5 protein-coding genes are annotated in these 7,098 nt (G+C 71.9%); 3 read left to right on the top strand and 2 right to left on the bottom strand.

Translation table 11 applies throughout. From position 1 onward, the window contains the following. Positions 1-314 precede the first annotated feature (314 nt). Complete coding sequence (locus JFN87_RS31200; RefSeq protein ID WP_209345579.1) at positions 315-1,109, bottom strand: metal-dependent hydrolase; 795 nt, start codon at positions 1,107-1,109, stop codon at positions 315-317. A 76-nt stretch (positions 1,110-1,185) separates the two neighbouring features. Between JFN87_RS31200 and JFN87_RS31195 the strand changes: the two genes are divergently transcribed. Further along, positions 1,186-3,759 carry a DEAD/DEAH box helicase gene (locus JFN87_RS31195; RefSeq protein WP_209345578.1) on the top strand — a complete coding sequence of 858 codons (2,574 nt, stop codon included), beginning with the start codon at positions 1,186-1,188 and terminating at the stop codon, positions 3,757-3,759. Positions 3,760-3,832: 73 nt separating this feature from the next. Then, positions 3,833-4,321 (top strand): glutathione peroxidase, encoded by a 489-nt coding sequence (locus JFN87_RS31190; RefSeq protein ID WP_209345580.1) that lies wholly within the window; start codon positions 3,833-3,835, stop codon positions 4,319-4,321. A 104-nt stretch (positions 4,322-4,425) separates the two neighbouring features. On the opposite strand, the gene JFN87_RS31185 is transcribed toward JFN87_RS31190, so the two are convergent. Beyond that, complete coding sequence (locus tag JFN87_RS31185; RefSeq protein ID WP_209345577.1) at positions 4,426-5,688, bottom strand: acyl-CoA dehydrogenase family protein; 1,263 nt, start codon at positions 5,686-5,688, stop codon at positions 4,426-4,428. Between the two features lie 163 nt (positions 5,689-5,851). On the opposite strand from JFN87_RS31185, the gene JFN87_RS31180 reads away from it, so the two are divergent. Further along, positions 5,852-6,496, top strand: a complete 645-nt coding sequence (locus JFN87_RS31180) for a TetR/AcrR family transcriptional regulator (protein ID WP_209345575.1) — start codon at positions 5,852-5,854, stop codon at positions 6,494-6,496. The last annotated feature ends 602 nt before the right edge of the window (positions 6,497-7,098 follow it).

Raw genomic sequence — 7,098 nt, 5'->3', positions numbered from 1 at the left:
CTGCGGCGCCTGGTGACGCGTCACGTGCGACCGTCCACCGCACCCGCGGGCGCTGCGGCCCGGCCGCACCCCCTCCACCCGTGACCGGAACGGGTCGCTGCCCGGTTCGGTCGTCGCGGTGGACGAAGGCCGGACGCGGCGCAGGACTGGCCTCGGGGCGGCCGCCCCGCCCAGGGCCCCGCGGGGTCCGGGGTCCGGGCGGCCCGTCTGCCGCGACCGCCGCAACGCGGTGACCTGCGCGGGCCCCGGCTCGCAGCGGGGCGTTACGAGGGGCGGGCCCGACCCGGGGCAGGCGCACGCGCGGTGCGCTCGCTTCAGATGACGCCGAGCGCCGACGTCGCGCCCAGGCCGCCCAGGATCATGAACGCCGGCATCAGTATCTTGAGCTCCACCCAGCTGCCCGCCCTGAACCGCATCACCTTGGGCGTCCCGAGCGCGTACCAGCGCTTGCGGCCGATCGGGATCGGCCACAGGATCGGGCAGCCCGAGACGGTGATCGCGTCCCCGAGGTCGTGCATCAGCGCGCCCACGACGATGGGCAGCCCCAGCCACATGAAGTGCTGGTCAGGCGCGGTGAACAGCCAGTTCGCGCCGTGGCCCGGCTTGTTGAGGATGCCCGCGAGCGTCCATGCGGCGAACGCGCCGAGCAGCCACACCAGGATGTGGCTCGATGTCCTGGCCGCCCGCCACAGCAGGCCCTCCACGGCGAGCACCACGTGGACGAAGAGGATCGTGAGCACGGCCCAGCGGCCGAACGCCACGGCGAGGGCCGAGAAGCCCGCGCCGATCAGTACCGCCCACAGCCAGGTGTGGGTGAGGGTGCGGTGGCCGCCGCTGCGGCTGCTGGAGTCGCCCCTCATGCGGGTGTGCCGGTAGGCGAAGTGGGACATCGCGTCGACGATCGCGCACAGGCCGTGCGAGAGGGGCCCGAAGGAGCGGGAGATCGTCGCGGCCTTGTGGTCGAGGTCGGGCGCGAGCGCCGCGCCGGACGAGATCAGGGTCCCGACCAGCAGCACCGGCCACGGCATCGCGTGGTCGAGCGACGCGGCCGCGGCGCCCACCCCCAGCCATGCGGCCGCCCCCGAGAGTGAGTGTGCTGGTCCCATCATGGTCGTCCCCGTCTCCCTCTGGAGTTGTCGTCCCCTCGCCGGCCGATCTTGCCGCCGGCAAGGCAGCGTACAGTCCGTGATCTTCGTACCGGCGTCCGGTTCCCGGATCCGGACCGGCAGCAGGCAAGATGGTGACGTGACCCTTATCGATCAGCTGCCGAAGGACGCCGACCCCGATGCCCTCTTCGAGGCCTTCTCGACGTGGGCCGAGGGGCAGGGAATCTCTCTCTATCCGGCGCAGGAGGAGGCCCTGATCGAGGTGGTGTCGGGGGCCAACGTGGTCCTTTCGACGCCGACGGGCTCGGGCAAGAGCCTGGTGGCCGCGGGCGCGCACTTCGCGGCGCTCGCGCGTGAAGAGGTCACGTTCTACACCGCCCCCATCAAGGCGCTGGTGTCGGAGAAGTTCTTCGACCTGTGCAAGCTGTTCGGCACGGAGAACGTCGGGATGCTCACCGGCGACGCGTCGGTCAACGCGGACGCCCCGGTGATCTGCTGCACGGCCGAGGTGCTCGCGGCGATCGCGCTGCGCGACGGCCCGCACGCCGACATCGGCCAGGTCGTGATGGACGAGTTCCACTTCTACGCGGAGCCGGACCGCGGCTGGGCCTGGCAGATCCCGATCCTCGAACTGCCGCAGGCGCAGTTCGTGCTGATGTCGGCGACGCTCGGCGACGTCTCGCGGTTCGAGGAGGACCTCACGCGGCGCACCGGCCGCGAGACCGCCGTCGTCCGGTCGGCGACGCGGCCCGTGCCGCTGTCGTACGAGTACCGCACGACGCCCATCACGGAGACGCTCACGGAGCTGCTGGAGACGCACCAGGCGCCCGTGTACATCGTGCACTTCACGCAGGCCGCGGCCGTCGAGCGCGCGCAGTCGCTGATGAGCATCAACATGTGCACGCGCGAGGAGAAGGACAGGATCGCCGAGCTGATCGGCAACTTCCGCTTCACCACGAAGTTCGGCCGCAACCTCTCGCGCTACGTGCGGCACGGCATCGGCGTGCACCACGCCGGCATGCTCCCCAAGTACCGGCGCCTGGTGGAGAAGCTCGCCCAGGCCGGACTGCTGAAGGTCATCTGCGGCACGGACACCCTGGGCGTCGGCGTCAACGTGCCCATCCGCACGGTGCTGTTCACCGCGCTGACGAAGTACGACGGCACGCGCGTGCGGACGCTGCGCGCACGCGAGTTCCACCAGATCGCGGGCAGGGCGGGCCGCGCCGGCTTCGACACGGCGGGCCTGGTGGTGGCGCAGGCGCCGGAGCACGTCGTCGAGAACGAGAAGGCGCTGGCCAAGGCGGGCGACGACCCGAAGAAGCGCCGCAAGGTGGTGCGCAAGAAGGCGCCCGAGGGATTCGTGGCGTGGTCGCAGCAGTCGTTCGAGAAGCTGATCGCCGCCGATCCCGAGCCGCTGACCTCGCGTTTCCGGGTGACGCACACGATGCTGCTGTCGGTGATCGCCCGCCCGGGCAACGCGTTCGACGCGATGCGCCACCTGCTGGAGGACAACCACGAGCCGCGCAGGCAGCAGTTGCGGCACATCCGCCGCGCCATCGCGATCTACCGCTCGCTGCTGGACGGCGGCGTCGTGGAGCGGCTCGACACGCCTGACGCGCAGGGCCGCATCGTCCGCCTGACGGTGGACCTGCAGCAGGACTTCGCGCTGAACCAGCCGCTGTCCACGTTCGCGCTTGCCGCGTTCGAGCTGCTCGACCCGGAGTCGCCGTCGTACGCGCTCGACATGGTGTCGGTCGTGGAGTCGACGCTCGACGACCCGCGGCAGATCCTCGGCGCCCAGCAGAACAAGGCGCGGGGCGAGGCCGTCGCGGAGATGAAGGCGGACGGCGTCGAGTACGAGGAGCGCATGGAGCGCCTCCAGGAGGTGTCGTACCCGAAGCCGCTCGAGGAGCTGCTGTGGCACGCGTACGACGTGTACCGCAGGAGCCACCCGTGGGTGGGCGACCACCCGGTGTCGCCGAAGTCGGTGATCCGGGACATGTACGAGCGTGCGCTGTCGTTCTCGGAGTTCACGTCCTTCTACGAGCTGGCGCGCACCGAGGGCATCGTGCTGCGCTACCTGGCGGGCGCGTACAAGGCGCTGGAGCACACGATCCCCGAGCACCTCAAGTCGGAGGACCTGGAGGACCTGAACGCCTGGCTGGGCGAGATGGTGCGGCAGGTCGACTCCAGCCTGCTGGACGAGTGGGAGCAGCTGGCCAATCCCGAGGTGGAGACGGCCGAGGAGGCGCGGGAGAAGGCCGACCAGGTCAGGCCCGTCACGGCGAACGCGCGCGCGTTCCGTGTACTGGTGCGCAACGCGATGTTCCGCCGGGTCGAGCTGGCCGCGCTCGACAAGGTCGGCGAACTCGGCTCGATGGACGCGGAGTCCGGGTTCGACGAGGACGCGTGGGCGGAGGCGATGGACGCCTACTGGGACGAGTACGAGGACCTCGGCACGGGCCCCGACGCGCGCGGCCCGAAGCTGCTGTCCATCGAGGAGGACCCGGCGCACGGCATGTGGCGCGTGCGGCAGACCTTCGCCGACCCGAACGGCGACCACGACTGGGGCATCAGCGCGGAGGTCGACCTCGCGGCCTCGGACGAGCAGGGCCTGGCCGTCGTGCGGGTGACCTCGGTCGGTCAGCTGTAGGCGCCGCGGTCCACAAGAGCGGGTCCACAATGGTGGGACGATCTCCGCGAGGGAGATCGGGAGAGGTCGGATGATGAGTCTGTACGACATCCCGCTGCGCACGCTGACCGGCGAGCCCACGTCGCTGGCCGACTACCGCGGCAAGGCCGTGCTGGTCGTCAACGTGGCGTCCAAGTGCGGGGCGACACCGCAGTACACGGCGCTCGAGCAGATGCACAAGACGTACGGCGACCGCGGTTTCTCGGTGATCGGCGTGCCGTGCAACCAGTTCGGCGGCCAGGAGCCCGGCTCGGCCGAGGAGATCAGCACGTTCTGCTCGACCACCTACGGGGTCACGTTCCCGATGCTGGAGAAGACGGACGTCAACGGTGAGCACCGGCACCCGCTGTTCGAGCGGCTGACGGCGGCGGCCGACGGCACCGGGGAGTCGGGCGACGTCGCGTGGAACTTCGAGAAGTGGGTGATCTCGCCTGCGGGCGAGGTCGTGGCGCGGTTCCGTACCGGCACGACGCCCGAGGACCCCTCGGTGGTCTCGGCCGTCGAGGCGCAGCTGCCCGCCTGAAGGCACGCGGCGCGCGAGCACGCGGCACGCGGCTTCGCTCCCGCCCCGTGAGGGGACGGGAGCGGAGCCGGCGCCACCCGTGGGGGGATTCAGGGGGGCAGGGGTCAGCGGATCGGCATGCCCGCGAGCGTGCGCGCGATCACGAGGCGCTGGATCTCGCTCGTGCCCTCGAAGATGGTGTAGATCGCCGCGTCCCTGTGCATGCGTTCCACCGGGTACTCGCGGGTGAAGCCGTTGCCGCCGAGGATCTGCACGGCCTGCGCGGTCACCTGCTTGGCGGTCTCGCTGGCGAACAGCTTCGACATGGAGCCCTCGGCCGACTCGAACTTCTTGCCGGTGGTGGCCATCCAGGACGCGCGCCACACGAGCAGCCGCGCCGCGTCGATGCGGGTGCGCATGTCGGCGAGTTGGAAGGCGATGCCCTGGTTGTCGATGATCGGGCGGCCGAACTGGCTGCGGGTCTTCGCGTAGTCGAGCGCGACCTCGTAGGCGGCGCGCGCGGTGCCTACGGCCATGGCGCCGACGGCGGGGCGCGACGCCTCGAAGGTGGCCATCGCCGCGTTCTTGACCCTCCCCCACTCTCGGCTGCGCTCGAGCGGGGGGACCCCCATTCCGCCCGCGGCCGCCTTCTCCCGGGCGCGCGCGAGGCGTGCGTCGAGCTTGTCCTTGCCGCCGAGCAGGCAGGCGCCGGGGACGCGGACGCCGTCGAGCACCACCTCGGCGGTGTGGGACGCGCGGATGCCGTGCTTCTTGAACTTCTGGCCCTGAGAAAGACCCTTCGTGCCGGGCGGGACGATGAACGAGGCGTGCCCCTTCGAGCCCAGCTCCGGGTCGACCGAGGCGACGACGACGTGAACGTTGGCGATCCCGCCGTTCGTCGCCCAGGTCTTGGTGCCGTTCAGCACCCACTCGTCCTTCGCCTCGTCGTAGACGGCGCGGGTGCGCATGGCGGCGACGTCGGAGCCCGCGTCGGGCTCGGACGAGCAGAAGGCGGCGAGCTTCACGTCGTCGGCGTCCCCGTACATCTGCGGGATCCAGGTGCCGATCTGCTCGTCGGTGCCGTTGGCGAGCACGCCGACGGCGGCGAGGCCGGTGCCGACGATGGACAGGGCGATGCCGGCGTCGCCCCAGAAGAGCTCCTCCATGGCGATGGGGATGCCGAGCCCCGAGGGGTCGAAGTACTGCTGCGCGTAGAAGTCGAGGGAGTAGATCCCGAGTTTGGCCGCCTCCTGGATGACGGGCCAGGGCGTCTCCTCGCGCTCGTCCCACTCGGCGGCGGCCGGACGGACCACGTCGGCGGCGAAGCCGTGCAGCCAGTCGCGTACCTGCTTCTGGTCGTCGCTCGGTTCGAGCGTGAACTCGGCCATCTTCCCCTCCACTGGTTACCACTGGTAACTACAGTCTGTTACCGGCGGGTAGGCCCTGTCAAGCCATCACGCCTGATCAGCGACCCGTCGGCGGAGGGTGTTACGTTGCGCAGGCGTTGCGTTCGGGTGGGACAACAGGCTTTGGGTGGGGCGGGGAGAGGACATGGACAGCAGAGGACAGTCGGCTCAGCAGCAGGCGGCCGCGCAGCGGCGGCGTCAGCTGCTGGAGGCGGCGGAACGGGTCGTTCTCAGGGACGGCCCGGGCGCGTCCATGAACGCGATCGCGGCGGAGGCTGGGATCACCAAGCCCATCCTGTACCGGCACTTCGGCGACAAGGGCGGGCTGTACAAGGCGCTCGCCAAGCGGCACACGGACGCCCTGCTCGACGCCCTGCGCGCGGCGCTCGACGCCCCGGCGGAGCGCCGCGCGCGGGTGGAGGCCACGCTCGACACGTACCTCGCCGCGATCGAGGCGAACCCGCAGGTCTACCGGTTCCTTATGCACCCGGCCGAGGACGCGGCGCCGCTCGACCAGAGCTTCGACATAGGGCGCCACTCGGCGCCGCTGCTGCGCCGCCTCGGCGAAGAGCTCGCCAAGGTCATCGAGGAGCGCATCGACCTGGGCCCCGACGGCGGGCAGCGGGCGCGGATCTGGGGCCACGGGATAGTCGGCATGATGCACGCGGCGGGCGACTGGTGGCTCGGCGAGCGCCCGTGCGCACGCCAGGAGCTGGTGACGACGATGGCCGACCTGCTCTGGGGACGGCTGGCAAGCGCGGCCGACCGCCCGGGCGGCCCGGGCTTCTGACCGGGCCGCGTCGGCCTCCCGGTCGCAGGCCGCGCCGGTTCCCGGGCAGTGCCCGGGCCGCTCACGGCGTTCGGGGACTGAGCCCGCGACACCGGGCCAAGCCGTCCGGCCTACCGGTCGCAGGCCGTGGCGCACGCCGAAGACGGCGGCTGCCGGACACCCGGCACCGGCGGCAGGCGCACCGGCCCGGGCGGCGGGCGGAGCCGAGACAGGCGGGGAGGACCCGCTGGTCAACAGCCCGCAGGCGGCAGGCCGGCCGGAGACGGCAGGCTCCGGGCACGGAGGGCCGGCCCAGCGAGCGCAGACAGCGCACCCACGCGACCCCGCCGGGCGCGGGCGGGGGGCGCACGCGGAGGCGGCGGGCGCCAGGCGGAAGTGATGCGGGCGTCAGGCAGCGGGCGCTGGACGGAGACGGCAGGGACGGACGCGGCGGGCACCGCGCCATGACGGATGACCCACCGGGCGCATGCCGAGTGCACGGTGGAGGCGGAAGGCGCCCCGGGCCGGACAACGGCACCCGGCACCGACCGCGGGCCTCGGGCGATGCGGCAGGCCCACCGGGCCCGGGTGCCCGGCGGGCGCGGCAGGCGCACCGGCGCCTC

Origin of the sequence: Streptomyces montanisoli (assembly GCF_017813245.1) — a bacterium.
GTDB classification, from domain to species: domain Bacteria; phylum Actinomycetota; class Actinomycetes; order Streptomycetales; family Streptomycetaceae; genus Streptomyces; species Streptomyces montanisoli.
Note: the sequence above shows the minus strand (reverse complement) of the source record. Positions and strands in the feature narration are given on the sequence as shown.

Excerpts from the sequence above, each read along its gene's own strand:
- JFN87_RS31190 (WP_209345580.1), top strand. The coding sequence starts at position 3,833 with ATGAGTCTGTACGACATCCCGCTGCGCACGCTGACCGGCGAGCCCACG.
- JFN87_RS31200 (WP_209345579.1), bottom strand. The coding sequence starts at position 1,109 with ATGATGGGACCAGCACACTCACTCTCGGGGGCGGCCGCATGGCTGGGG.
- JFN87_RS31185 (WP_209345577.1), bottom strand. The coding sequence starts at position 5,688 with ATGGCCGAGTTCACGCTCGAACCGAGCGACGACCAGAAGCAGGTACGC.
- JFN87_RS31180 (WP_209345575.1), top strand. The coding sequence starts at position 5,852 with ATGGACAGCAGAGGACAGTCGGCTCAGCAGCAGGCGGCCGCGCAGCGG.